The sequence below is a fragment of the Burkholderia sp. KBS0801 genome, assembly GCF_005937855.2.
Classification (GTDB): domain Bacteria; phylum Pseudomonadota; class Gammaproteobacteria; order Burkholderiales; family Burkholderiaceae; genus Burkholderia; species Burkholderia ambifaria.
In genome coordinates this window covers 840,263-865,018 of the sequence record NZ_CP042179.1, presented here as the reverse complement: position 1 = coordinate 865,018, position 24,756 = coordinate 840,263, and the positions used below count along the sequence as shown (strand labels likewise).

Genomic DNA, 24,756 nt, shown 5'->3' with positions numbered 1-24,756 from the left:
GCAAGTCGATCCCCATGACCTCCATCCGAAAGATGGGCCAAACGCTCTTGCATGCTAGGCAAAGACGAGTCGCCGTACCAGATCGCCCCGGGATGCATGGTGTTTCCCACTCTGCACCAATGAGGCGAGAGGCGGCGATCGGGTGCATCGCTGTGATGGGAGCGGATTGGTGCCGACAAGGAACGGGAAAGTGTCCCGATACAGGTCTACCTGCGGGTGGCTCCGGCTCCTAGCATGACGGTACGGCAATGGGGGTGATGCTCCGTCGCCCATGAGGCGTTGCAAATGCAACGGCAACCGTTCCCGGTGTTTCGGGCGGCGACGCGACATGCGACGCCCATACGAAATCGGAGGCCTGCGATGAAAACGTTGGATATCGAGTGGCTGTCGACTTCGCCGGCGCCGATCCGGAACGATTCGCGCATCGAAGCGGGCGCGCATCTCGTCAGTGAACGCGATGGATATGCGCACCACGGAATCTACGCGGGAAACGGCCTGGTTATCCACTATGGCGGCTTTCATCGCTCCGCAAGGCGGTGCCCGGTGGAATGCGTTCCGTTGTATTGCTTCGCGGCGAACAAGGGCATCCGGGTTCAGCCGGAACCGGGGGCCGCGTATACCGGAATGACCGTCGTCGAGCGGGCCAGGTCGCGCCTTGGTGAAGACCGATACCAGCTTCTGACGAACAACTGCGAACACTTCTGCACCTGGTGCGTGCGGGGTGTCGGACGCAGTGAACAGGTACGCCGTAGCTTGAGGAATCCGTGGATGGGCATCAGGACACTGTTCGCGCTCGCGAACGAGGGACTGGCCTCTCGCGCACGCATGAGGTCGCGTTGCCGCGATGAAATGCACCCGGGTCTCGTCGCGCCTGCGCAGATACCGGAGCGAACCCGAATGGCGATTTTTCTGCAAATGGCTTTCGTGGCCTACTACGTGACGAGACGAGCAATGAACATATTTTCAATCGCCGGGCGACACACGTCGCGCGTGTTCAAGGCGGGGGTGCCGGCGATCGTCGCGGCCGGGTTGTCTGCATGTGTGAATTACGCCGGCATTCACGGCGATGCGGCGGTGACCGAGCCGCGGCAGTACGCGACGCAACAGAGCCTTCCGTTCGAGCAGGGGCATTGGCCCACCGCCGATTGGGCCGATCAGTTCGGCGACGGCCAACTGAAATCGTTGATCGACGAGGCGCTCAAAGGCAGCCCGACGCTCGCTCAGGCGCGTGCGCGCGTGGCGGCCGCGCAGGCCTACAGCGAATCCGCGCGAGCGGGGACGATGCCGCGCATCGACGCCAGCTATGCGCTCACACGCCAGCAATTTTCCGGAACGGCGCTCGTACCGCCGCCGTATGGCGGTTCGTGGCAGACGGAGAATCGCGGCATCCTCGGCGCTTCGTACGAACTCGACCTCTGGGGCAAGAAACGCGAAGCGCTGAAGGCGTCGGTGTCGACGCTTCAGGCGAGCCGCGCCGACGCGGAGACGGTCAGGCTGACGCTCACGACGTCGATCGCACGCACCTATAACGAGCTTGCCCGCCTGCACCTGCTGCATGACATCGCGCAACAGGAGATCGATCGGCGCGAGAAGATCGACCGCATCGCCGCGGGCCGCATCGCGACAGGGCTCGATACGCAGGTCGAGCGCGAGACCGCTCGCGCGAACCTCGCGACGAGCCGCGCGTCGCTGAAATCGCTCGACGGCCGGATTCTGGCGACGCGCTATCAGATTGCCGCACTGCTCGGCGCGGGCCCCGATCGCGGCCTGCGGATCGCCCGCCCGATGCTCGGCATCGGCAACGAGGTTCGACTGCCCGACAATCTGCCCGCCGATCTCGTGAGCCGGCGCCCCGACATCGTGGCTGCCCGGTGGCGTGTCGATGCGCTCGCGCACGACGTGAAGGAAGCGAAGGCCGAGTTCTATCCCGACATCAATCTGAGCGCCGCGATCGGGCTCGATGCGTTCGGCTTCGGGCGCTTCCTGACGGCGGCGAGCCGCACGGCGTCGATCGGCCCGGCGATCCACCTGCCGATCTTCGATGCCGGCGCACTCCGCGCGCAACTGAAGGGACGCTACGCAGACTTCGACAACGCCGTCGCGGCTTATAACCAGGCGCTCGTGACTGCGTTGAGCGAAGTCGCGACGCAAATCGCCGACGTGCGTTCGACGGACGCGCAACTGGTCGATGCGCAGACCGCGCAGCAAGCCGCGCAGAAGGCTGCCGCGCTGGCGCTGGCTCAATACAAGGCCGGTCTCACGAATCAACTGACCGTGTTGAACGCCGACGTCAATGCGCTTTCCGCCGCTCAGGGCGTGGCGAATCTGCGCATGGATCGTCGTGATCGTCAGATCGCGCTGGCGTCCGCGCTGGGTGGCGGCTTCATCGACACGTCGTTCGCAGACTCGGGGGCCGCGGCACGTGCCGACGTACCCGTGTCGGCCGCGCCTGCCTTCGCCGCGCGTTGAACGGCGATCCATCGAATCTGCCAGGAGAATCGAAATGAGCGAAATCAACCCGCCGGTTCGCAAGCCGGTCGAATCCGCACGCGTGAATCATGATCCGTCGCCGCAGGCAGGCGACGATGTCGCAAGCGAAGACGCTACACGACGACGCAGGCTGTTACTGGCGCTGCTCGGCGTGGCGGTCGTCGTGTCGTCGGTCACATATGGCGTGTACTACCTGACGTATGCGCGCTACCACGAATCGACCGACGACGCTTACGTCAGCGGCAATCTCGTGCAACTGACGCCGCAGGTGGCCGGCACCGTCGTGGCGGTGAATGCCGACGATACGCAGATCGTGAAGGCGGGCGATCCGGTCGTCACGCTGGACAATGCAGATGCGAAAGTCGCGCTCGGCAACGCCGAAGCGGCGCTGGGGCAGATCGTTCGGCAGGTGAGCAGTCTGTACGTGAACAACGATCTGTATGCCGCGAACGTCGCGCAGAGGCAGTCCGATCTCGTCCGCGCGCAGGACGATCTGCGCCGCCGTCAGGCCGTCGCCGATACGGGTGCCGTGTCGGCCGAAGACATCGCGCATGCGCGCGACAACGTAGCGGCCGCACGGGCCGCACTTGACGCCGCGCGTCAGCAGGCGGAAGCCAACCGCGCATTGACTGCCCGCACGACGATCGACCAGCACCCGAATGTGCAAGCGGCCGCGTCGAAAGTGCGCGATGCGTATCTCGCCTACGCGCGCAACGTGCTGCCCGCGCCCGTCACGGGCTATGTCGCGAAGCGTTCGGCTCAGGTCGGTCAGCGCGTGTCGCCCGGCACGCCATTGATGGCGATCGTGCCGCTCGATGGCGTGTGGGTCGATGCGAACTTCAAGGAAGGCCAGTTGCGCAACATGCGGGTCGGTCAACCCGTCACGCTGACGGCCGACGTGTACGGTGGAAAGGTCACGTACCACGGCCGCGTCGTCGGCTTCTCCGCAGGCACGGGCAGCGCATTCGCGAGCTTGCCCGCGCAGAACGCGACGGGCAACTGGATCAAGATCGTGCAGCGTCTGCCCGCGCGTATCCAGCTCGACCGCAAGGAGCTCGACGCGCATCCGCTGCGTATCGGACTGTCGATGGATGTCGATGTGGATACGCGCGACGACACGGGCCCGCAACTCGGCGCGGCAATGAACACGTCGTATCGCACGGACGTGTTTGCCGAGTACGGCGCACAGGCGGATGCCGAGATCGAGAAGATCATCGCGCGAAACGTCGTCATCGAGCATGCGGGGGCGACGGGACCCGCCAGATCGCCGACGGCTTCCGCCAGGCACGACATACGAGACACACAAGTCACGCGCGACACGATGGCGCGCGCAAGCTGAGCCGTGGACCCGGTGCGCGTTCCGGTCGCGCTCCGGTCGATCCAATCGCCTGACCGGCCGGATCGATACGCCGGCGCGGTCGATACTTCAGGGGTGGAAACAAGATGAAATCCTCGACGCAACCCGTACCGCCGCCGCTGACGGGCGGAAAGCTGGTCTTGGCGACCGTCGCCGTCGCGCTCGCGACGTTCATGAACGTGCTCGATTCGTCGATCGCCAACGTCGCGATTCCGACCATCGCGGGCAATCTCGGCGTCTCCGTCGACGAAGGCACGTGGGTGATCACGCTGTTCTCGGCGGCCAATGCCGTCGCGATTCCATTGACGGGCTGGCTGACGCAGCGCGTCGGGCAGATCAGGTTGTTCGTGGCCGCGATCGTGCTGTTCGTGTTCTCGTCGTGGTTGTGCGGCGTCGCGCCGAACCTGCTCGTGCTGCTCGCTGCGCGCGTATTGCAGGGCGTCGTCGCGGGGCCGCTGATTCCGCTGTCGCAAGCGATCCTGCTGGGTTCGTATCCGAAGGAGAAAAGCGCGACCGCGCTCGCGCTATGGTCGATGACTGCGACGGTCGGTCCGATCGCAGGCCCCGCGCTGGGCGGCTGGATCACCGACAGCTACAGCTGGTCGTGGATCTTCTACATCAATATTCCCGTTGGCCTGTTCGCGGCCGGCGTCACGTGGATGATCTATCGCGACCGCGAGACGCAGGTGCGCCAGCTTCCCATCGACAAGGTCGGCCTGATGTCGCTCATCGTGTGGGTCGCGACGCTGCAGATCATGCTCGACAAGGGCAAGGACCTCGACTGGTTCAGTTCGCCCGTGATCTGCACGCTTGCGGTCGTCGCCGCCATCAGCTTCCTGTTCTTCCTCATCTGGGAGTTCACGGAGCGGAACCCGATCGTCGACATACGGCTTTTCGCGGTGCGCAATTTCCGCGGCGGCACGATTGCGATCTCGGTCGCGTACGCGGTGTTCTTCTCGAACCTCGTGATTCTGCCGCAATGGATTCAGGGCTATCTCGGCTATCGATCGGTGGACGCCGGGCTCGTCACCGCGCCGCTGGGGATCTTCGCCGTGCTGCTGGCACCGATGATGGCGAAGATCATGCCGAAGTCCGATGCACGGGTGCTCGCGACGCTGGCCTTCCTCGGCTTCGCGGGCGTGTTCTTCATGCGCTCGCATTACACGACGAGCGTCGACCTCTATACGCTGGTGCTGCCGACCCTGTTGCAAGGTATTCCGATGGCGCTCTTCTTTACGCCGCTGACCGCCATCATTCTGTCGGGTTTGCCGCCCGAACGGATTCCGGCGGCCGCCGGCCTGTCCAATTTCGTGCGCGTGTTCGCGGGCGGGGTCGGCACGTCGTTGATCGCGACGGGGTGGAACGACCGCACGATCCTTCATCATGCCCGGCTCGCTGAGCAATCGAGCATGAATAACCCTGCCTATACGAGTGCCATTGCGCAGCTCCACGCGACGCTCGGCGGCGGCGTGGATCAGGCCACCGCATTTTTCGAACGGACGCTCAATGCGCAAGCAGCGATGCTCGCGCTGAACGATATCTTCTGGCTGTCGTCGATCATCTTCATCGTGATCGTTCCGCTGGTCTGGCTTACCAGGCCGGGCAAGGGCGGTGGCGGCATGGCCGGCGGCGCGCATTGAGCGAGGCCGCTTCGAGGCGTGCGGGGGGCTTGATCGCCGTCGAGCCGCGGTCTATAGAGCATCGTCGGTATGCGCGGGGCGGACAAGCCAGATGCCTCGAACTTCGTGGTCAGTGGGTCCATCTTCGCGGTCTGCGCAGTATTCACTGGCGTACGCAAAGTCCGGTTTCGGTCCCACGAGAATTAGCGCGGTGTAGCAGCCAGCCGAGTATCCGGTCATGTCGATTCAGCCTACATCCGCGTTCGTTGAAAACCGTGGATTCGCGACCACTGTATTGAGGGCAGCCTCTGCCGCTCGCGGGCGATCAATCAGAATTCGGGCCTGGGACGGCGCGTGCGGATAGCCGAAGCATTAAAAGGTTCATGCTGTCGCGGGCGGCGCGATGCCCGGTTCGCCGACGCATTGTGCGACATCGGACACGAGCAGGTCCCTCAGGAGCGACCGCTGGATCGCATGCGCTTTGCCCCCGCTGTTGTCAGCTGTATAAGTCTGGACTAGACCAAGCAGACAGCGTCAGAGTGTCTGACTCAGTTCAGCCAGGAGCCGTCATTGGACTGACGAGGCTAGATTGGCGACAATCTTCAGCACCAACCGCCGGGGAATTCGACATGGTCATGAAATTCATACTGGAAACAATTGACGTGAACACGGCGAGTCCGGCAAAGAGCTTTCCAATCGAAGTGCCCGATTCGTCTGTTATTTCTTCTCTGTTGGAAGACGAAGAATTTGCTTCAGACGGCGACTATGAATTGAGCACGCACGAGACGGTTAGATTCGCAGCGCATTTCGGTTTTTCCGTTGGAGAGTCGACCCATGCAATTCTGAGACCCCGCTGTTGGCTCGATGACCTTCCTTATCAGGTCCATACAAATCGAGAGCTTGCGCTGATGCTTGACGGTATTAAGCCCTTTGCCGCCTTCAGCGAAGAATACCCATCGTTGACTGACGGTAGCCTGATTCCAGAGAAGCTATTCGATCACTATGTGGCGGATGGACGGTTTCTCAAGAGAGAGTACGTCGAAACGGAAATTCGGAAGGGCTACCGCACAAGACGCATTTTGTATGCGAGACCGGACGAAGCGTGGCGTATTGACGCCTATATCCTTCTTAGGCATACGGCGCAAGCGACCGGCTGGAGCGAATCGCTTGAGCGCATGGAAGGGTTCCTTCTAGGTTACGAGGAGTGGCAGACAAACGCATACATTCACGCAGCCAAAGGACGGGGTGCAAGCCAGCGAACGGTCCCGTGACTGTCCGAGTTTACCCGCGGCCCGCACGGGATCGGTCGAAGTTCGCCATCCGGCTGGTTGTCGGCGATGGCGAGCGGCAGCTATCGGTTGCGGTCATTGAATTGCGCGGGCAAATCCATATCATCGCCGGTTAATTCAGGGTAACGTTCCTCTTGCCCTCTTGCCCTCTTGCCCTCTTGCCCTCTTGCCCTCTTGACGCGGACGGCTGCCAGCGGAGGCTGCCATGTATCTAAGCACAGGCGAACGTGCCGGCTATCGGATTGTCGAATGGAGCGACGGCACTGACGGGGATATCGAGGACTTAGTTCTACGCTGTCCGGAGTTAGTGCTAGGGCGCTATGTTGCAATTGCAAGTTGTGACAGCGGGCCATATACGCCGACCGACGAAGAATTCACGGCGGGATGGTCGAAGATCGACAGACTCGCGGTCAGCCCGTTAGTCAAGGTGGTATCTCAACTTCCGATGCCAGGCTTTGACGAGTGGTACGTGTACGATAGGTTTATGAAATTTGAGCCCCATGCAAATTTCGTGAATCGTTTAGGGTTTAGTCCGCTCAACGTCGGTGATACGTACACGGAAGAATTCTGGAGGCAGGTCGCCAAGTTGGAGCCTTTGCACGTGCTCGGTGCAGGCACACCCGGCCTGTTTTTAGTCACGCGTGACATAACGCTTTTCGAGGCAGTAACTCGTAATACAACACCCTGAGAGAGATTCCGCATGCGCGTATGACTCTTTCTCATCGAGGTGGTTATCAGCCCGGCGACCGAATGGCTGCTTTGTAGGGTGCCGACCGGCCGCTTCGGGTCGACTCCGGTCCGCTGATGATCTGCGAGCGCGAGCACAGATTAGGGGTGGGCTTGCCCAATCGCGCTCGCATGGGCGCGACCACCACGGCTGCGATCAATCCCGAAAGGACGGATCAAGCCCCTCGATCAATCGCATCAGCGCATAAAGTGCCCTTGCTTCAGGACCCGCGTGCAAGTGCTCGAACTGTTGCGCCGCGTGTTCACAAACAGCGGGTGCCGGTAAGGTCCAGTCGTTGATATTGCCTATCGGCGTGTCAAAGTGCGGCCCGAAGGGCAAACAGCCCCGGCGTGAAACATACATGAAACCGGGGCTGTCGGGTACGTCAATGCAGTTGTCGCTTTAGATCGGAAAGTTCCGAATGCATCGTACTTACTGCATTCATGATCTTGGCATCAAGACTGCCGGCCTGTTGGCAAGCACGCTCTGCACGATCACCGATTCGTTCGAGATCGTCGACGCATTGCCGCATACGATCTTCATCGTTGGACGCCATGAGCTTCTTCGCCGATTTGCATTCCTTGTCCAACTCATCCACCCAGTTGATCAGGTCCTTTGGAATCGTCCTGTCGGCGTGACAGGTACGTGATGCCTCGCTCACGGTTTGCTGCAGATGGGTAAAGCGCTTTTGGATTTCACTGGCTTGCAACATGATGACCTCCTCCTTGAACGTCGGTTCCAGATGCGCTCAGGCAACAGTTAACTCCGGCGTTGCCCGTGGTATCGCCAGTCGCTCGCTTCAATCGGCCGGCGGCAACACTGCATTGCATCAAAGCTGCAACCGAGCCCGCGGAACGTGTAAGTTCTAGTGTAGGCCACTACCGCAGGGAGTAGTAATCCGGGCAGGCCGCCAGGATGCGACATCGACGTGACACTCCGTGCACTGCCGAAGGCGCAGACTGATTTCTCGAGGCAATATCTCCTGTGCGCTTGCGCCCTGGGAGCATGCAAGGAACTGCAGGGGCTCCTTACCCCGAATACGCATGGCCTTGGATGCCGGACTCGTCGTCCCATCGGTAAGCGATCGATAAAAGACAGAAACCGGCCAGGAGCCGTCGTTCGATGCGGGTGTAGGTCGACATTCGAGCGTCGGCTTCGCTTGGTTATCGACCAATCGCGCATCGATGATGATTGTTGCATCATCGGCCGTTGCCGACGTTCGAAGGCAGATAACGTTCCACCAGTCTTGCCCAAAAGGCGGAACCGACGACCAGATTCTGGTCGTTGAAATCATAGGTCGCGCTGTGCAGGATGTTCCCGCCATCGGTCGGGCCATTACCGATCCGCAGGAAGGCACCGGGGCGCGCCTGCAACATGTACGCGAAGTCCTCGCTCCCCATCAATGGGGCCATCTGTTCCGTGACCCGATCGTCGCCGACCAGTTCTTTCGCGACCTGGATCGCAAGCTCCGTTTCGGCATCGGTGTTCGTCACCATTGGATAGCCCTCCACGTAATCGACGACGGCCGTGAGGCCGTAGCTGTCGGCCTGCGCGTGCACGAGCCCGATGATTCTTTCCTTCAGCATCCGACGGACGTCCGCGTCGAACGATCGAGCGCTGATGCTCAATTCGACCTCGCCCGGAATGACATTGGGCGCCGATCCACCGGCTATCCGTCCGATGGTTACAACGGCGGACTGGGTCGGATCGACATTGCGGGACACGATTGTCTGCAAGGCCATCACGATGCTGCCTGCCGCGACGATCGGGTCGTTTGCCAGATGCGGGCGGGCAGCGTGCCCGCCCTTGCCGACGACTTTGATGAAAACGCGGTCGCCCGCGGCCATGAAGTTGCCCTTGCGGAACATGAACGTGCCCGCCGGAGCGCCCGGGTGGTTGTGCATCGCGAACACCGCATCGCAGGGAAACCGCTCGAATAGCCCTTGCTCGACCATTCGCTTGGCACCGCTGTCATAGCCGCGCTCCTCGGCGGGCTGGAAGATCAGGTTCACGGTGCCATCGAATTGCCTGCGCTGCGCCAGGTATCGCGCCGCGCCGAGCAGCATGGCGGTATGCCCGTCGTGACCGCAGGCATGCATCCGTCCCGGAAGCAGGCTCTTGTGGTCGAACGTGTTGAGCTCGTCGATCGGCAGCGCGTCCATGTCGGCCCGGATCCCGATGCTGCGTTCGCTCGCACCCAGCCGCAGCGTGCCGACGACGCCCGTCTCGGCGATTCCCGTCTCGACCGAATAGCCGTATTCCTTCAGACGATTCGCAACGAGTTCCGCGGTCTCCACTTCCTCGAACGCGAGTTCAGGGCAGCAATGCAGCGTATAGCGGAGCTTGCGCATGTCGTCGGCAAGCGGTTCGAGGTCGGAGACGGAACTGAGGTCGGGTAATAGCATGTTCGATCCAGGAAGAAGCGGCGGACTAGAAGGGGCCCAAATGGATGGCGACGCCGGCTGCAATGGCGACGATGCAGATGCCGAACCAGGCGACCAGCAGGGGCGCAACGAAACGCAGCCACTTGACGTAGGAAACACCGGAGGTCGCGAGGACCGCCATCAGCACACCGGAAGTCGGGTTGAAACAGTTGATGAAGCCTTCGCCGAGCAGCACGGCCTGTACCGTCACCTGGCGGGTCAGGTGCAACGTGTCGCCCAGCGGAGCGAAGATCGGGATGAGCACCGCCGATTCGCCCGATCCGGACGAGATTCCGACGTGAATCAACGCGGCGCTCGCGAACATGCTGATCGCGGCCGCCGTTGAATTGAGCGGGGCAAGCCATCCGGCGAGCATGTCGACGATCGGGTCCAGGATCTTCCCGTCGGTGAGGACGATCGAGATGGCTCGCGCCATCCCCACCACGAGCGCACCCTTGACGAGTCCGCTGCAGCCATGCAGAAACGTGTCCGCAATCTCGCCCGGTCGAATGCCGCTCGCAATCCCGCCGGCAATCGCCATGACGAGGAACATCGCGATCATCTCGGTTTCGGCCCAGTGCCGCGTCGACGAACCATAGACGAATACCGACAGGCAGACGAGCACGATGCCGACGACGACGAGTTGCCGGGTGTCGGGGCGTCGCGGAGACGGCGGCGGCATGGCCCTGCCCATCGACGGCGTCGAGGCGGAAACCGCCGCGCCGTTCACTCGACTCGAGCGAAGCCGGGCGACGAGAAAAATGATGGTGGCCACGACGAAAGCGATGTAGATGCACACGCGGAACGTCATGCCTGAAAACATCGGCAGGCCGGCCAGACGCTGGGTCAGTCCGGTCGTCACCGGGTTGAGGATGCCCGTGTTGAAGCCCGCATAGGTACTCAGATAGATCAGGCCAGCCCCCATTTCCTTCGACAGCCCCATCGATTCGGCCAGCAGCAGTCCAAGCGGGACGAACGCCACGACCGAATTCGTCACGACACCCAGGGTGCCGAGCAGCGAAAAGACGACGCACAGGACGATGACGGTGATGTGCGTCCGCGCGCCTTCCCGGTGAGCGGCCAATGCGAGCGCGCTACGAACAGCCCCGGTCTCCTCGAGCACCGCCAGCGCACCGCCGGTAAACAGGATGAGGAAGATGATCGGCGCGGACGCGATCATTCCCTTGGCCAGCGCGACAAACATCTCGCCAGGCAACACGCCGTGCCGAGCCACCGGTTTCAGGCTGCCGGGGACAACGAGGCTGACGCCATCGCTGACCGTCCGCGAGAACTCGCCCGATGGGACGACCCATGTCGCGATCACCGCCGCCACTAGCATGACGAACAGCAGCACATAGGGGCTGATCGGCTCCCTGCCGCCGTTCGCGCGGGCTGGCCGCCGTTGCTCCACGCTCTCGACTTGCCTGCTGACGTCGTTCATGTTGCTCCTCCATCGATGCTTTCGAGCGGTCATCCGCTCTGTCTCCGTTCGGCTCGGGAACGTGCGCGTTCCCTGACCGGCCATGGGCGGAGTATCGACGAAAATCTGAGTGGAAAGTTGTCTGTTGAGCTGCGAAAATGTTGCATTGAATGCAACACTTGAGTCTGGCTTGGATACCCTCGAACGGAGTCTCTCGGAACGCACGCTGCAATACCTGGTCGCGATCGCGGCATTCGGCGGAATGCGTCAGGCGGCACTTGGCCTGCATGTAAACGTGTCGACGATCAGCCGGCAAGTCGCCCTTGCGGAGCGCGAGCTTCGGCTTTCGCTCGTCACGCGTCGTGGGCGAAACATGGAGTTGACCGAAGCGGGTCAGATGGCGGTCGATTATTTCCGCGATTGCGAGCGCAATGCCCGCCGATTTCGCGCTCAACTCGAGGAATACCGCGGCCTGCGGCGCGGGCAGGTTACCATCGCCGCAGGCGAGGGCATCGTGACTAGTCTGGTGGCGGTTGCCCTGAAACCCTTCCTCGACAGATACCCCGGCATCGTCGTGGAGTTGCGCACCGGCTCGCTTCCCCAGCTCATCTCCATGATCCGTGAGGACCTGGTCGACATCTGCGTGTCCATCGGTGCTTCGACCGATCCGACTCTGAACGCGCGCATGTTCCAGAGCGAGCCCTTATGCGCGATCTTTTCGGTCGACCATCCGATGTCGTCGCGCAAATCGGTGAAGATGGAAGATCTCGCCAACGAGCGCCTGGTCTTTATGCCCGAGGAGTTCGGGCTGCAGGCCCATGTCAACGCGATCCTCGCCGATATCGGACGCACGTACATGCCTGCATTTCGCTGTGATCGGTTTTCGACGGCCGCTGCAATTGCGGCACAGAACCTGGCTGTTGCATTCATGACGCGCGGCGCAGCCCAGGAGAGAATTGCCTCGGGTCAGGTCAAGGCCGTGCCGATCGACCATCCAATCGCGCGTACATTTGACCGCTACGTGATAACACGGGCCGGACGGCGACTTGGCCCGGCCGCGAACTATCTCCTGCGGGAAATTGTCAGGCTAATGTCGACTGTGTAGCAATAGAAGCAGCACCGGTTGTATTCAGCACATTCGCACCTCGGCATTTTTGCAATCGACATAGCGGGGCGGACGACTGTTGTTTCCTCGTTCGTGCAGGCTCGAACGTCTCTTGCGGGTCCGATCACGGCCCTTCATGAGGTAACCCCGAAGCAATCACAGCCCTGATCTAATACCGACCGAGAGATCGGATCTAGACACATATCAGCCAATCGCCGGCTCGTGCGTCGCGATCATCGGCTCGACGTCGAAGCCCGCGGCGCGCCATGCCTCGATGCCACCTGCAAGCGGCAACGCCAGCTTGATGCCGGACAGCCGCAACTGCCTGGCCACGGACACTGCAGATACTTCGTTCGGGCACGCACAATAGATGACGAGTGTCCGGTTCGTTCCATGGCGCTCCATGATCTGGCGGGTCTTTCGTTCGTCGCCAATTACCGCGCCCGGAATGAGGAATGGATCGAGCATCCGTCGCTCGGCGGAGCGAATATCGATCACAACCGGCCGCGGATGGTTCGCGAGCAAGGCATGCAATTCGCCCGCGCTGATCCGCGCCTTACCGAGCGCGTTTGCCAGCATGAGTCTGCGGCAGTAGCGGTACAGGACATACAGCACCGGAACGATGACGACGACGATCAGCGCTCGCCAGCCAAGACGGGCGACAAACGCGAAAATCGCATCGATCTGCGAAGCGAATAGCGTGCCGATCGCCAGTCCGATCGACGCCCACAGTGTGATGCCCGCACAATCGTGCAAGACAAACGAGCGCAACCTGACGGCCATCGCACCGCATAGCGGAACGGCAACGAGGGACAGGCCGGGCACGAATCTCGCAACGATGAGCACACGAACGCCCCATCGCCCGAAAAAGCGCTCTGTCGTCCTGACGCATGCTTCGCGGGACTGCGACAGCTTGCACACGGTATGAAGCGTGCGCTTGCCGTACCGTTTGCCGCCCTGAAACCAGACCAGATCGCCGAGAAAGCCGCCAATCACGGCGGCGCCGAGTATCGTCGAGAAATGCAGCAATGTCGAAGATGCAACATGCGTGACGAGCGCAACGCCTGCACCGACCGTGATCAAAGTCGGTATGGCAGGCAGCGGCAGGCCGAGCGAAGCGCCGAACACATTCAGGAATACGATCAACGTACCGTACCGCGAAATCATTTCATGCGACATCATGGCGTTCTCCTTGAGGCTCGCACATACCCGATCTCGAAGATCGTTCCTTGTTCCGCTTGAATCCGTCTGCCCGCCGCCGGCTACTCGCTGGCCGTGACCGTGATCTTCCGGCTCACAGGAAGTATCGCAACGCATTACCTGGTGACGGACGGCTCCCGCTCCTGCTCCCGCTCCCGCTCCCGCGAGCGTTTCGCTAGCGGAAAAGCGTCCGCGCCTCGGCCTTCCGTTTCATTGACGTCCTGCCGATAGCGGTGAACGTCCCGCGTGACGAAGCCGATTTCGCGGTTCGGGATATCGAACCAGTCCGGGTGTCCGAACGAACGCCGAATATCCTCGAGGCCGCTCGCCCAATGCTCGCGCATCGTGTCCTTGCTGAATTCATAGTCCTTGTAGTGCCCCTCGAACGCCTTGTTCTTGTAGATCAGGTGCACGACGTTCACTGCGCTGCCATCGGCCGTCTTCTGCGCCTCCTGCAACAACGGATGCGCACGCCGCACGTGTTCGGGAATGTGTTCGAGCAGCGCCTTGATCATCTGCGCATGCTTCTGGTTCTGCGACATGAACGCAGTGATGGCTCGCGTGCGGCTTGAATACTGAATGTCCTTGGTACGCTCGCTGACGTCGAGGAAATCGCCGGGCAACTTGCCTCGCGAGCTCCACAGATCGATCTGGAAAACGAGCGTGTCCTTGTGCTGGCTTTCCCTGATGATTTCGGTCAGCGGCGTGTTGGAAACCAGTCCGCCGTCCCAGTAGAACTCGCCATCGATCTCGACCGCCGGAAAGCCCGGCGGCAGCGCGCCGGAGGCGATGAAATGTTCGGGTGCGAGACGCATTTTCGAATTGTCGAAATAGACGAGATTGCCCGTTCTCACATTGACCGCGCCGACGGATACGCGAATGTTTCCGTCATTGATGCGATCGAAGTCTGCGTACCGCAACAGCGTTTCACGCAACGCCGACGTATCGTAATAGCTGATCTGGTCGGGGCGTTTCCTGCCGAACCCGGCGAAAGGCGCATGCGAGCGCGGGGAGAAAAAACCGTCCTGGCCTTCCATCAACGTGCGCGTTGCGGCCCATGCGCTCGACCACCTGCGTCCGATGTCTTCCAGCCCGGGCCACGCCGACACGTAATTGCCGAAGTGCGAGAGAGGATCGGTCGGCTGACTGACGGTGTTCCAGAAGCCGCGCAGTGCTTCCGTTCGATCCGTGGGCGCATTGCCTGCGATGATCGCCGTGTTCAGCGCACCGATCGATACCCCGGCGATGCGCGTCGGTTCCACGCCGACCTCGGCCATACCCTCGTATACGCCGGCCTGGTATGAGCCGAGGGCGCCGCCGCCCTGCAGCACGAGCCCGATTTCGTCATAAGCGGGAAGCTTGATGTGGGGAGGCTGCTTCAGCTTGTTACGCTGGCTCGAATACATGGCGTTCTCCTTACTGCATGAACCAGCCGTGGCTGACGACGATCGATTGCCCGGTGAGCGCGTTCGATTCGAAGCCGGCCAGGAAGGCAACCGTGTTCGCGACATCGACCAGCGACGTGAATTCGCCGTCGACCGTCTCTTTCAGCATGACGTCCCTGACGACCTGTTGTTCCGAGATGCCGAGGACCTTCGCTTGCTCGGGGATCTGTTTGTCGACCAGCGGGGTCCTGACGAAACCGGGGCACACGACGTTGGCACGCACCCGCCGTTGCCGACGATGTCGTCGGCAACGTTTCGCGCAGCCTCGAGATTCAGGTCCGCGATAACGACCATCGCGCCGTCCATCGCGAGCTTGCGCGCGCACACCGCGCCGATACCGCTTGCCGCGCCCGTCACGAGCGCGATCTTGTCATCCAGTGCCATACGTCCTCCGGGAGCTTATTGGTTGACTGCGAGTTTCAGCGACTCGGCAGGGGCGAGATAGTCATAGGCCACTTCGCCGATATCGAGCGTGAGATGCGCAATGATGTGGCGCGCGCCGATCACGCGGCGAACCGGCAGATCGGCGACCGATGCGAGTGCGTGCGGATGCAGCTCAAGCGCGGCAGGTCCCTCCCATGCGCCGATCACGTCGACATCGCGCAGGAAGAAGCGAACCAGTTCGCAAATGCGAGCCGAACCATCGACGTGCGGAATGACTTTGAGCAGGTAGTTGGGCGTGTCGGCGAGCTTGCGGCGCTCGATCGCCGTGTCGAGGGCGCGATACTTGTAGCCCATCGTTCCGGTGGCGATGCGCTGCGTGCCGTAGTCGAGCGTCCCGAGCAGCGTGTCCTTGCCATCGACGCAGAGCGTCGGCGACGCCAGCTTCTTTGGAAATCCCCAGATTTCGCGTCCGGCCGCGATCGGCCCTTCATCGTCGAGGTACATCGCGTGCGTGAAATTGGCTCGATTGCCGTCCTCATCGAGGACGGAGATCACCTGACCGCTCTCCGTGTAGTCGCCGAATCCGGACGAATCGGGCATGCGAATGAATTCGTAATGAACGATGGGATGGTCGACTGTCAGCGGTTCCGGAACGACGGATCGAAGGGCGTCCATGTCCGTCTCGTACGAAACGATGAAGTACTCCCGATTGATGAAGCGAAAGGGCGGACGCGGATATGCCGGGTTATGCACGGGCATCGCAAACGCGTTGTGGCGGATGTCTTCTTCTGTCACGGATCGTTCCTCGGTTGGGGAGGTGCGGTGTCACACCCATCGCGCCAGCCTCGGCCGGCACGGCCAATGACGTGCGAGGACGCAGCGCGGCGCAGACTTGCCGCGCGCGGTTGCACGTTGCTCTTGCGGTGACGCGCTTGTTTCCCGGATGCAGCGCGCGGCATATGCGGCCACCGTCAGGGCCAAGCGTAGTCGATGTGGTCTTGCGGCAGTAGCGCTGCGATGGACCTCACCATGTTGTCCTGGCGACAACAATCGACGACAGGAGGTGCGGGAAGCAATGATCGAGGTGTGGCAATCCGGTGCCACTCGAAAGACGACATCGGTCGTTGCTGGCGGCGACGTCGACGCAGAGGGGCTGCACATCGCCGTTGTCTGCCGCGTCTGCGGTGCGCCTTCCAGCCAGAAGCACGAAACTGTAGTGGTCCGACGCGGGGCCGGAAGACGACGGATTCGCTATAGCGCGATGATGGCGTGGCTCGACGAACCGGCTTCAGGTTCTCCGAGCATTGCTTTCAGATCTCGCTCGATCGTGCCGCACAGCGTCGAAATGGGAACATCGTTCGCGCCGCCTTCGAACGGATTCTCCGTGCTTTCGCCAACTTGATCGAGCGACGTGTACATCCACGACACCGCGACACTGCATGGCACCACCAGCCAGACCATATTGCCGTGCATGAAGCCGCTCACGCCATCGTTCAGACGGTTGAATTCGTTCAGAAGACCGAACGGAAGCGACAGGCAAAAAAACCGGACGAACAGGGAACTGACAGTCGCGTACTGACGCGGATAGGGGAAATTCTTGAAACGTTCCGATCGTGACTGGAGATCGATGAAGTCTCCAATGGCTTTCTGAAGTTCCATATGGAAATTCGAATTCAGATGGCCGGCCATGTGAAGTGCTTTTAGCGAACTGCCTTGCAGGCCCAGCACGAATGTCGTAATGGAAGCGGACGAGAGAGCCTGTTCCGCTTCAGAAGGAGACAAGTATTTGGGCAGTATTTCCTTGACGTCCTTTTCCCATTCCGGCACGCGATAGAAGCGACGGTACTCCGCGTTGTGGCGCTTGTTCGTGCTTTCCCAGACACGAGGACGGCGCAGGTCGTATCGCAGCGCGGTCAACCAGGCGAGGTGTCGATAGACCAGCTTTCTGGCAACCTCTTCATCCGTCACGAAGTCGCGCGTGAATTGCCCCCAGCGACGGCTTTTGCCCTGGATGTCGGTCCATATGTCCAGCGCATCCATTGCCCGGTTGTACGTCTGGACGTTCTTGAAGCCAACGATAAACGACGTCGCGGTTCCGAGGAGGACCACGATCGTCAGGGGTATCGACAGCCATGTGACGGAAAAGAATTGATACAGGATGACCGGCACGGAACCGAAAATGAGAAGCTCGTAAATCTTCCAGCGAGTCCAGATCAGAAATTCCGATAGTTTGTACGATTTGCCGAGATGCATTTTATTTGCCTCATCGATAACTCAGGTGGGTGACGAATATGGCGCGTTGGTCGCGCGCGATCTTCCGTCACGCATCATGCCTGCGATCGATTCGGCCGGGATGAGGTCGATTGGTGCCAAGGAGGCAACATCGTGAGCACGCTTGCGGATCTACTGCGCAATGCCGCGTCGACCTACGATGACTTCGCGCGACGACGTTTTCGTTTTGCCTGTTTGGCTTGCAACAGGCATCCATCGACATCGCAATTCTCCAACCGAGGGCAATCATCATGTCGCAGAAAATCTTGATAGTGGGCGCGGGCTTCGCCGGCGTGTGGGGCGCACTGAGCGCGGCGCGCGTCCTGGATGGCGCCGGTGTGACGAGCAGCGACATTGAAATTACGTTGATCTCGCCGAAACCGGAATTGCAGATCCGGCCGCGGTTGTACGAAAGCGAGCCGCAGCGAATGGCTGCACCGCTTCTGCCGCTGTTCGATGCCGTCGGTGTGAAATTTCTCGAGGGTAGCGTCGAAGAGATTGCCGTTCGGGAGAAGACGGTCAGCGTGGCTTGCTCCAACGGCCAAAAGCGTTTGCTCGCGTACGACAGGCTGTTGTTGACCAGCGGCAGCAAGTTGAGCAGGCCGCCGGTGCCGGGGCTGGCGGAGCATGCGTTTTCCGTCGATCGTATCGAGGACGCGGTAGCGCTCGATGAGCACTTCGCGGCGCTGGCCAAACTGCCGGATTCGCCGGCACGCAATACCGTCGCAGTAGTTGGCTGCGGCTTTACGGGTATCGAGGTCGCCACCGAATTGCCCGCGCGATTGCGCGAGAGATTAGGCACGGATGCGACGATTCGGATCGTCGTGATCGGTGCGCAGGCTGAAATCGGCCCTGATCTCGGCCCCAATCCTCGGCCTTACGTCGCTGAAGCCTTCGACTTGCTGGGTGTCGAGGCCGTACTCGGATCGCGCGTCGTGTCGGTGGGGGCGGACGGCGTTCGCACCGCGTCGGGCACCCATATCGAAGCCATGACCGTGATTTGGGCGGGTGGCATGCATGCCAGTCCGCTGACGGCGCAAGTCTCCTCGCATCTCGATTCGCTCGGACGCGTCGAAGTAACGCGTGATCTTCGTGTAGCCGAAGCGCCGCATGTGTTCGCGGCGGGCGATGTGGCCCGAGCGCGGAGCGACAATGACGGGCACCATGCATTGATGTCGTGCCAGCACGCGATCGTAATGGGGCAATTCGGCGGGTACAACGTCGCCGCCGACTTGCTTGGTGCGCCGACGCTGGAATACACGCAGCCGTTCTATGCGACATGCGTCGATCTTGGTGAATGGGGTGCTGTTTATTCGGAAGGCTGGGACCGTGAGATCAAACTGACGCATGCCGAAGGAAAGGCGCGCAAGCAAATGATCAACACGCAGTGGATCTATCCGCCAGCACCGAATCGCGCCGACGCACTGGCAGCAGGTAATCCGCAAGCCTCCTTCGGCTGACCTGCCGGCGTCCCCGTACGTGTCGTGCGATGCGCGGCGGGGACGTCACACACATGGCAGCAGCAATGAACGCCATCCACCGACAAGAGGCCGTTGCCATGCTGCCGGCGGTTTGTCAGTCAACGACGGTCACGATATTGAAGGTACCTTGTCTGGCCATCTTTGCGTACGGGCACAAGCGCTCCGCGGTTCGAACCATTTCTTCCGCGATGCTGCGATCGATGCCGGGCATCCGGACCCGGACATCGACGAGCAATGCATAGCCTCCGTCCATCGGGTCGCGGCCGAATGAAACCTGCACCTCCACGGCCATATCGGTAATGGCCATTTCGGCACGTTTTTCGAGCAGATTAAGTGCACCGTGGAAGCACGCGGCGAAGCCCGCCGCGAACAGCTGCTCCGGATTGGTTCCGTTGCCAGGCCCGCCAAACTCGGTCGGAAGGCGCAGATCGACAGCGAGATTACCATCGTCAGAGCGGACTACTCCGGATGCACGGCCGTGTCCCGTCTCGCCGCCGGTTACAGTAACGGTCGTCGCATACAGAGATTGAAAATCCCGACCGCGATACCGGTCGAGCAGGGAAAGAGGAGGGGCTTGCAGCGTCTTGTCATCCATGATGCAGGCTCGCGTTCAGAGAGACGCCCCGACCCTAGATCGTTCATTCGGCGAAGCGTTTTGCAAAAAAGGGCTGCGCTACGCGCGCAGATGGCGGCTTCAAGAAGCGGTGCGGGTCGAACCATCGTATGAGGAATGCGGCACTCGCCGCGTGTAGCCCGGATTCCTGGTTCGTCGACGGAAAGGCGCTTTCATGCTAGCGGAGCGCAAATGGCGACGGTATAGCCGTTCGAGGCGATTGTATGTTTCCCGTTGAACACCAATCCGAACGCTGGCACGAGAAACGCGATCGCCTGCGGTGCACCGGGTCGAGGACTGCCGCCGCTCACCGGCCGCGCAGTTGTTGCGTGCCGCGCGTCATCAATCCAAGCATGCACGCAGTGTTTGTGCGAGACGGTGCGCTTCGTCCGCATCGGCGATGTTTGCAAATCCGATGATGAGGCCGCGCGGCGTTTGTCGCGTATGACTGTTTGAATACCAGATCGAAAGCGGCAGGACCGCAAGTCCCGCGTTGCGGGCACGCGCTGCAACGGCGACGTCGTCGACCGGTCCTTCCGGCCCCTCTGCGAACCGCACCGCGAACTGAATGCCGCCGGGCGGCAATTCGACGATCAGCCGCTCGCCGAACGCCTGCCGCAATGCGCGCACGATCAGCGTGCGCCGCTCGCCGTACAGCGTACGCATCCGCTTCAGATGCCGGGCAAAGTGCCCCTGTTCGATGAAATCCGCGAGGGCCGCCTGCAACAGCGTTGGCGAGCCGGCATTCATGCTGCATGCCACTCGTTCGACGCGCTCCACCGCACGCTCCGGCACAACCGTATAGGCAAGCCTTAAACCGGGGTACATCGCCTTGCTGAAGGTACTGCAATAGATCACGCGATCACACCGATCGAGACTCTTTAGCGCCTGCAGCGGCCGTCCGAGATAGCGAAACTCGCTGTCGTAGTCGTCCTCGACGATCCAGCCCGATTTTTTTTCGGCCCAATCCAGCAGCGCGATGCGTCGGACAAGGGATAGCGTGTGCCCGAGTGGGCTCTGATGCGACGGCGTCACCAGTGCGAAGCGTGCCTGCGCGTCCAGTTGCATGCCGCGCTCGACATCGATCCCTTCGGTGTCCACCGGCACCGGGACGAGTTGCACGCCGGTTTCTGACAGGAAACTGCGTGCGAGCAGATAACCGGGATCCTCGAACCATACACGGTCGTTCGGGCGCGCGAGGCTGCGCAGTACGAGTTCCAGCGTTGCGCGGTAACCGCTGGTGATGAACACCTGTTCCGGCATGCAGGTGACGCCGCGCGACAGCGTCAGATAGGTTGCAATGTGTTCGCGCAGCGGCCGATAACCGGCCGGATTCGGGTAGCCCAGCAGTGCGCGTTCGCCGCTGCTCGCGCGCTGGGAAACGAGCCGGTGCCAGACCTTGCGCGGAAATGCGTCGAATGCGGGGAGCCCGGGTTGCAACGGACGCGGCTCACCGCTCATCGCGACGGCGATTGGCTGCGGACGCCGTGGAGGCTGACTGTCGCGCGACATGTCCGACGCCTGAAACGAGGCGGAGTCGTCGGTGCGCTTGGGCGGCGGCCGCGTCACCGATTTCGGCAGGGAAGGCGAGACGAATGTCCCTGCCGCGCCGCGCATTTGCAGATATCCCTCGTCGACCAGGATCGTGTAAGCCTGTTCGACCGTGCCGCGCGCCGTGCTCAGTTGTGTCGCGAGACCACGCAGCGCGGGTACGCGATCGCCGGGACGCAGATGACCCGCGGCGATCGCTGTTCTGAAGCGCTCACAAATCTGCAGATAAATCGGCAACTGATTTTGCCGGTCGATCTCGATGGTCAGCGTGGATGTTTGCTCAGGCATCGCGATCTCGTGAGTAACGGGGCACGGACATGGCATGGACTAGTCCGATCGACAATTCTTGGCACTTATGGATAGGACATGATTCTTCCACAATTAAGCCACGCGATGCGACGGTCATGACCGACTTCATCGGATACGGCGCCCGTTACGGACCTCACGCGTTCCTATCAAAACCTTTCGTCAGGAGATTTTGCGATGAAGATCGTTGTCATCGGCGGTTCGGGCCTGATCGGCTCGCGTGTCGTCACGTTGCTCGGCGAAGCGGGCCATCAGGCGCTTGCGGCATCTCCGCGCACCGGCGTCAACACCATCACGGGCGAAGGCCTGACCGACGCGTTGACGGAGGCGGATGTTGTCGTGGACGTGGCGAATGCGCCGTCGTGGGAGCCGCAGGCGGTGCTGGACTTCTTCCGCACGTCGGCACGCAATCTCGGCAAGGCGGAAGTGGCCGCCGGCGTGCGCCATCACGTCGCGCTGTCGATCGTCGGCTGCGACCGCATGCCGGAGAACGGCTATTTCGCGGCGAAGGTCGCGCAGGAACAGGCGATCGAAGCAGCGGGCGTTCCGTACACCATCGTTCGCGCGACGCAATTCATGGAATTCATCGGCGGCATCGCGGATGCCGGCGCGGAAGACGGCACGGTCCGCATCGGCGACGGGCTGTTTCAGCCGATCGCCGCGGAAGACGTGTCGGCATTCGTCGCGCAGACCGCGCTCGCCGCGCCGCAGAACGGCACGATCGAGATCGCGGGCCCGGACCGCGCGCCGTTCGCGGAGATCGTCGCGCGCTATCTGAGGTCGATCGGCGACACGCGCGCGGTGGTGACCGATCGCGACGCCCGCTACTACGGCGGCCGCGTCGAGGAGAAATCGCTGGTGCCGCTCGGCCCTGCGCGACTCGGCCGTATCAGCCTCGACGAGTGGCTCGCAAGAAACTGATTCGCGTTCTCAAGTGTGGCGGTTCGTTGGCTCCGGCCAGCGACGGACAATCGGAATGAGCGGTATGTCTGGGGAAGCTGAAATGAATCAATCGGATACAGCGGAGCACGGCGCTCGTCGAGACCTGGCCGGTCGTGCCGATGCACTTTCGGCGAGCTTCGGTGCGAGCTACGCGGGCATCCTTGCTTTTGTCGCGGTGGCGAGCGAGGGCAGTTTTACGAAAGCCGCCGAGCTGCTCGGCGTCGGACGGCCGGCCGTGAGCCGCAACGTGCAGAAGCTGGAGGCGCAGTTGAGCACGCGGCTGTTCCAGCGCACCACGCGCACGACCGAACTGACGTGCGAAGGCCGGCGATTCTTCGAGAACTGCCATCAGGGCGTGGCACAGATCGTGGAAGCCATGAACGACATGCTGGAGTTACGGCAGGGGCCGCCGCGCGGCCTCATCCGCATCAGCTCGGCCGTGGGGTTCGGCAGGAAGATCGTCGCGCCGCTGCTGGAAAAATTCGCGCAGGCCTACCCGGACATCATCATCGATCTGCTGCTCGATGACCGGCCGATCGACCTGGTGTCGGAGCGGATCGACGTGTCGTTCCGCAACGGGCGCATCGAGGATTCGAGCATCATCGCCCGGCAACTGATTCCGATGCAGATGGCGCTCTGCGCGGCGCCGTCGTATGTCGCGCGGCATGGCCTCCCGCAGCGCATCGACGACCTCGACCAGCACGAGTGCATCAATTTCCGCTTTGCGAGCGGTCGCGTGTTCGAATGGGAGTTCAATGTCGACGGCCGCACGCAAAAGTACCTGCCGACGTCGCGCCTCACGTTCAACGACGCGGATCTGGTGTTGCGTTCGGTGCTGAACGGAGCGGGCATCGCGCAGATGGCGGGCTACCAGATCCGCGACCATCTCGCGTCGAAGGAGCTCGTCGTCGCACTGGCGAAGCATGTGCCGGAGGATCGCGGCCACTACATCTGCTATCTGAGCCGGCAGCATCTTCCGACGCGCATCCGGATCTTCGTCGACTTCATGACCGAGCAGATTCGCGCGCTCGATCTGAACTGCATGACCCGGTTCAATCCTGACATGCAGGCGATTCCATCGGCGGGGCTGGCGGCTTGAAGCGTGCGTGACGGACGGGCGGCCGTTCGCATCGCAGTGCGGGAAGACGGGCGTGCGTTTTGCGTTTCGGACGCTCCGGGGCAGGATCGGATAGCCTTGCCGGCATTGGCTCACGTCACGGGCGCGATTCAAACTTAAACGAATTGTGACCCCTGCCGCCGGCAAAATTTTGCACAATGGCGACAGCGCGGCGTTGCTGCCGCCATTCGCCTTCCCCGGCAGGCCGGCCTGCCGGCCCGGAGAGGGCAGCCGAAAGAACCTTCGCACCCAACCGTGAGCCCCCGACCGACGTGCCGCCGCCGACCGCCATGGACCACCCCAAACGCATCCTGATCGTCGAAGACGACGCCGACATCGCCGACGTGCTGAGCCTGCACCTGCGCGACGAGCGCTACGAAGTCGTGCACAGCGCGGACGGCACGGAAGGCCTGCGCCTGCTCGAACAGGGCAACTGGGACGCGCTGATCCTCGACCTGATGCTGCCCGGCGTCGACGGCCTGGAAATCTGCCGGCGCGCCCGCGCGATGGCGCGCTACACGCCGATCATCATCACCAGCGCGCGCTCGAGCGAGGTGCACCGGATCCTCGGCCTCGAGCTCGGCGCCGACGACTATCTGGCGAAACCGTTCTCGGTGCTCGAGCTCGTCGCGCGGGTCAAGGCGCTGCTGCGGCGCGTCGACGCGCTCGCGCGCGATTCGCGGATCGACGCGGGCACGCTCGACGTGGCCGGCCTGTCGATCGACCCGATCGCGCGGGAAGCGAGCGTCGACGGCACGCGCATCGACCTCACGCCGCGCGAATTCGACCTGCTGTATTTCTTCGCGCGGCATCCGGGCAAGGTGTTCTCGCGGATGGACCTGCTGAACGCGGTGTGGGGCTACCAGCACGAAGGCTACGAACACACGGTGAACACCCACATCAACCGGCTGCGCGCGAAGGTCGAGGCCGATCCGGCCGAGCCCGTGCGGATCCTCACCGTGTGGGGGCGCGGCTACAAGCTCGCCGCGCCGGACCAGCGGGACGCATGTTGACGT

The 24,756-nt window shown here is 62.0% G+C and carries 19 protein-coding genes and 2 pseudogenes; 10 read left to right on the top strand and 11 right to left on the bottom strand.

Going from position 1 to position 24,756, the window contains the following annotated elements; all coding sequences use genetic code 11:
* Positions 1–360 precede the first annotated feature (360 nt).
* The 5 genes from FFI87_RS33410 (at position 361) to FFI87_RS33385 (ending at position 7,443) form a co-directional block, all read left to right on the top strand.
* The gene (locus tag FFI87_RS33410) at positions 361–2,469 is read left to right on the top strand and encodes an efflux transporter outer membrane subunit (protein ID WP_012371969.1); all 2,109 of its coding nucleotides are present in this window, start codon (positions 361–363) and stop codon (positions 2,467–2,469) included.
* Positions 2,470–2,503: 34 nt separating this feature from the next.
* Positions 2,504–3,829 (top strand): HlyD family efflux transporter periplasmic adaptor subunit, encoded by a 1,326-nt coding sequence (locus FFI87_RS33405; protein ID WP_138850639.1) that lies wholly within the window; start codon positions 2,504–2,506, stop codon positions 3,827–3,829.
* 104 nt (positions 3,830–3,933) lie between these two features.
* Positions 3,934–5,487 (top strand): DHA2 family efflux MFS transporter permease subunit, encoded by a 1,554-nt coding sequence (locus tag FFI87_RS33400; protein WP_138850638.1) that lies wholly within the window; start codon positions 3,934–3,936, stop codon positions 5,485–5,487.
* Between the two features lie 614 nt (positions 5,488–6,101).
* Positions 6,102–6,737: a hypothetical protein gene (locus FFI87_RS33390; protein WP_138850637.1), complete on the top strand. Its 636-nt coding sequence runs from the start codon at positions 6,102–6,104 to the stop codon at positions 6,735–6,737.
* Positions 6,738–6,960: 223 nt separating this feature from the next.
* Positions 6,961–7,443 carry a hypothetical protein gene (locus FFI87_RS33385; protein WP_261378663.1) on the top strand — a complete coding sequence of 161 codons (483 nt, stop codon included), beginning with the start codon at positions 6,961–6,963 and terminating at the stop codon, positions 7,441–7,443.
* A 424-nt stretch (positions 7,444–7,867) separates the two neighbouring features.
* On the opposite strand, the gene FFI87_RS33380 is transcribed toward FFI87_RS33385, so the two are convergent.
* From FFI87_RS33380 to FFI87_RS33370, 3 genes are all read right to left on the bottom strand, one after another.
* Entirely contained in the window at positions 7,868–8,194 is a 327-nt protein-coding gene (locus FFI87_RS33380; protein ID WP_012371965.1) for a hypothetical protein, read from the bottom strand.
* Between the two features lie 487 nt (positions 8,195–8,681).
* Positions 8,682–9,887: a M20 aminoacylase family protein gene (locus FFI87_RS33375; protein WP_138850636.1), complete on the bottom strand. Its 1,206-nt coding sequence runs from the start codon at positions 9,885–9,887 to the stop codon at positions 8,682–8,684.
* Positions 9,888–9,912: 25 nt separating this feature from the next.
* Positions 9,913–11,346: a YfcC family protein gene (locus tag FFI87_RS33370; RefSeq protein WP_138850635.1), complete on the bottom strand. Its 1,434-nt coding sequence runs from the start codon at positions 11,344–11,346 to the stop codon at positions 9,913–9,915.
* Between the two features lie 169 nt (positions 11,347–11,515).
* On the opposite strand from FFI87_RS33370, the gene FFI87_RS33365 reads away from it, so the two are divergent.
* Positions 11,516–12,430 carry a LysR family transcriptional regulator gene (locus FFI87_RS33365; protein WP_012371961.1) on the top strand — a complete coding sequence of 305 codons (915 nt, stop codon included), beginning with the start codon at positions 11,516–11,518 and terminating at the stop codon, positions 12,428–12,430.
* Between the two features lie 204 nt (positions 12,431–12,634).
* Here FFI87_RS33365 and FFI87_RS33360 read toward each other — a convergent pair whose 3' ends face one another.
* The 6 genes and pseudogenes from FFI87_RS33360 to FFI87_RS33340 form a co-directional block, all read right to left on the bottom strand.
* Positions 12,635–13,612 carry a VTT domain-containing protein gene (locus tag FFI87_RS33360; protein ID WP_012371960.1) on the bottom strand — a complete coding sequence of 326 codons (978 nt, stop codon included), beginning with the start codon at positions 13,610–13,612 and terminating at the stop codon, positions 12,635–12,637.
* 134 nt (positions 13,613–13,746) lie between these two features.
* Positions 13,747–15,036: a DUF3734 domain-containing protein gene (locus FFI87_RS33355; RefSeq protein WP_138850634.1), complete on the bottom strand. Its 1,290-nt coding sequence runs from the start codon at positions 15,034–15,036 to the stop codon at positions 13,747–13,749.
* A gap of 10 nt (positions 15,037–15,046) precedes the next feature.
* Positions 15,047–15,340 (bottom strand): annotated as a pseudogene (locus FFI87_RS33350) (SDR family oxidoreductase); the annotation flags it as partial.
* 23 nt (positions 15,341–15,363) lie between these two features.
* Positions 15,364–15,459: pseudogene (locus FFI87_RS35415) on the bottom strand (3-hydroxybutyrate dehydrogenase); the annotation flags it as partial.
* A gap of 15 nt (positions 15,460–15,474) precedes the next feature.
* Positions 15,475–16,254, bottom strand: a complete 780-nt coding sequence (locus FFI87_RS33345; protein WP_138850633.1) for an acetoacetate decarboxylase — start codon at positions 16,252–16,254, stop codon at positions 15,475–15,477.
* 456 nt (positions 16,255–16,710) lie between these two features.
* Positions 16,711–17,712: a bestrophin family protein gene (locus tag FFI87_RS33340; RefSeq protein WP_138850632.1), complete on the bottom strand. Its 1,002-nt coding sequence runs from the start codon at positions 17,710–17,712 to the stop codon at positions 16,711–16,713.
* 269 nt (positions 17,713–17,981) lie between these two features.
* Between FFI87_RS33340 and FFI87_RS33335 the strand changes: the two genes are divergently transcribed.
* Positions 17,982–19,190 (top strand): NAD(P)/FAD-dependent oxidoreductase, encoded by a 1,209-nt coding sequence (locus FFI87_RS33335; protein WP_138850631.1) that lies wholly within the window; start codon positions 17,982–17,984, stop codon positions 19,188–19,190.
* A gap of 115 nt (positions 19,191–19,305) precedes the next feature.
* Here FFI87_RS33335 and FFI87_RS33330 read toward each other — a convergent pair whose 3' ends face one another.
* Both FFI87_RS33330 and FFI87_RS33325 read right to left on the bottom strand, forming a co-directional pair.
* Entirely contained in the window at positions 19,306–19,806 is a 501-nt protein-coding gene (locus FFI87_RS33330) for an Ohr family peroxiredoxin (protein WP_012371954.1), read from the bottom strand.
* Positions 19,807–20,166: 360 nt separating this feature from the next.
* Positions 20,167–21,663, bottom strand: coding sequence for a PLP-dependent aminotransferase family protein (locus FFI87_RS33325; RefSeq protein WP_012371953.1), 1,497 nt, complete (start codon positions 21,661–21,663; stop codon positions 20,167–20,169).
* A 195-nt stretch (positions 21,664–21,858) separates the two neighbouring features.
* On the opposite strand from FFI87_RS33325, the gene FFI87_RS33320 reads away from it, so the two are divergent.
* The 3 genes from FFI87_RS33320 (at position 21,859) to FFI87_RS33310 (ending at position 24,753) form a co-directional block, all read left to right on the top strand.
* A complete protein-coding gene (locus tag FFI87_RS33320; protein ID WP_138850630.1) occupies positions 21,859–22,602 on the top strand; it encodes an SDR family oxidoreductase in 744 nt (247 codons plus the stop codon).
* An 82-nt stretch (positions 22,603–22,684) separates the two neighbouring features.
* Positions 22,685–23,722 (top strand): LysR family transcriptional regulator, encoded by a 1,038-nt coding sequence (locus FFI87_RS33315; protein WP_138850629.1) that lies wholly within the window; start codon positions 22,685–22,687, stop codon positions 23,720–23,722.
* A gap of 308 nt (positions 23,723–24,030) precedes the next feature.
* On the top strand, positions 24,031–24,753 hold the full coding sequence (locus FFI87_RS33310) for a response regulator transcription factor (RefSeq protein WP_105788721.1): 723 nt from the start codon (positions 24,031–24,033) through the stop codon (positions 24,751–24,753).
* Positions 24,754–24,756: the final 3 nt, after the last annotated feature.